This is a genomic window from Sulfitobacter sp. HI0129 (genome assembly GCF_001635395.1).
In the GTDB taxonomy this organism is placed as follows: domain Bacteria; phylum Pseudomonadota; class Alphaproteobacteria; order Rhodobacterales; family Rhodobacteraceae; genus Sulfitobacter.
In genome coordinates, this window is record NZ_LWGH01001111.1 from 1 (window position 1) to 2,238 (window position 2,238).

The window sequence follows — 2,238 nt, forward strand, 5'->3', positions numbered from 1 at the left end:
GCGTCTTCTACATCTCGGCCACGGGTGCCACGAGCGTGCACAACCTCGCTTATGCCGCGCGGTTGGGGCTCTGGGGGCAGGGCCCCGAATACCCCTTCCCGAGCCGCGAAAGTTTCGTCTCGGCGATGGAGGCAGGCGGCGTCGCTGCCATGGAGGTAGTCGCGCGCGATCTCAAGACGCTCGGGCTCTACACGGCCCGCGCCCTCAGCTTCGACGGCGTGGAATATGATGTGCTCGAACATGCGCTGACACCGGCGCAGATCGAGATCTACGACGCCTATGCGGGTGCGTTTCGCACGATCCACCACAATCTCGAGGCAGCCCTGACTGCCACCGGCGTCAACGATGCCTCGGGCGAGACCAATGCCTCGGCCGCACGCGCCTCGGCCAAGTCCCGCTTCGAGAGCACGAAACAGCGGTTTTTCAACCATCTCCTGATGGGCATGAAGGCCCCGACCATCATCCGCGCCATCGAGGACGATCTGGCGGCGGGCTACGCCTGCGTCGTCCAGGTGGTCTCGACGGGTGAGAGCCTGCTGAAGCGTCGGCTTGAGGCTATGGAACCGGAGGATGAACTCGTCGAGGGCGCGCTGACGCCTCGCGACTACGTGCTGGGCTATCTTGAGCAGGCCTTCCCGATCCATGCGCAAAAGCTTGTCGAGATCGATGGCAACATGGTGGCGGAACCCTTGCGGGACGAGACCGGCGCACTGGTCGTCTCGCGCGAGGCGCTCGCCCTGCGCGATGCGGCGATGATGGAGCTGATGACGCTGGCGCCGATCCCCTCGGCGCTCGATCAGATACTCTGGGAGCTCAGTGATGAAGCCGTGGCCGAAGTCACCGGGCGCTCCATCCGCCTTTTGAAGGCCGAGGATGGTCATCTCTTCATCGAGAAGCGCGCCGCCAGCAGCAATTCCTCGGAAACGCAGACGTTCATGGACGGTGAGAAAGATGTCCTGATCTTCTCCGATGCGGGCGGCACGGGCCGGTCCTATCATGCAGCTCAGACCGCGAAGAACCAGAAGCGGCGACGGCACTACCTGCTGGAGCCCGGCTGGCGCGCGGACGCGGCCATCCAGGGGCTGGGCCGCACGCATCGCTCGGCCCAGGTCAGCGCGCCCTTCTTCCGGGTCTGCACCTCGGATGTGCATGGCGAGAAGCGTTTTACTTCGACGATCAGCAAACGGCTCGACCAGCTAGGCGCGCTCACCAAGGGTCAACGCGAGACTGGCTCGCAGGGCATGTTCCGCGAGGAGGACAATCTCGAAAGCCCGATCGCGCGGGCGGCGCTGCGCGGCTACTATGCAGATCTGGCCGCCGGACGCGCCGAGGCGATGAGCTATGAGAGCTTCACCGACTGGACCGCTTTGCGGCTGATCGACAAGGACGGGGTGCTGCTGGAAGAGTTTCCCCCGATCCAGCGGTTCCTCAACCGGGTGCTGGCGCTGCCGATCCACATGCAGAACGCGCTCTTTACAGAGTTCATGAGGCGGATCGCGGATCAGACTGAACGTGCGCGGGCGGCAGGGACGCTTGATCTCGGCGTCGAAACCCTACGCGGCGACAAGATAGAACAGGTCTCCACGGAAGATCTCTGGACCTGCCCGAAATCCGGCGCCGTGACGCGGATCATCGGGCTGGAGGTCACCGACCCGGTCCACGTCCTTGGGGCCGAAGAGGCCATATCGCGCAACCCCGACAAGCTACCGATGGTGAATCGCGCCTCCGGCCGCGCGGCGCTCATCTCGGCGCGCCCTATGCAGATGTATGACGAGGATGTCGTGACGCTGATGCGTAGGGCAGTGCGTCCAAACGGGTCGAGCTACCTCGAAGAGGCACGGTTTGAGTCCTCGGCCTGGGAAGACATCGGAAGGCCCGAGTTTGCAAGGCTTTGGGATGCCGAGGCTGCGTCCCTGCCAAAAACCACCACGACCAAGCTCTACCTGCTGACCGGGCTCTTGTTGCCGATCTGGAAGGACATTCCGACCACCAATGAACGCATCTACAGGGTCACGCCCGGTGGGGCGACCGCCATGATCGGGCGCACGCTGAGCGAAGAAGGGGCGGCCGCGCTGTGCGCCCGCTTCCTCGTCTCCAACCCGCAAACACCGCAAGAGATGCTGACCGCCGCATTGGGCACCACCGCGCCGGTCGATCTGGGCCGGGGTCTGACCCTGACCCGTCGCCGCGTCGCAGGCGAGATGCGCCTCGAGCTTGGCGGCGCGGACAAGGGCATGA

Annotated in this window: 1 protein-coding gene; it reads left to right on the forward strand. The window is 64.7% G+C overall.

The window, feature by feature from the left end; genetic code table 11:
• A partial coding sequence (locus tag A3764_RS23295; RefSeq protein ID WP_082866026.1) for a strawberry notch C-terminal domain-containing protein occupies positions 1-2,238 on the forward strand: 2,238 nt, incomplete at both ends.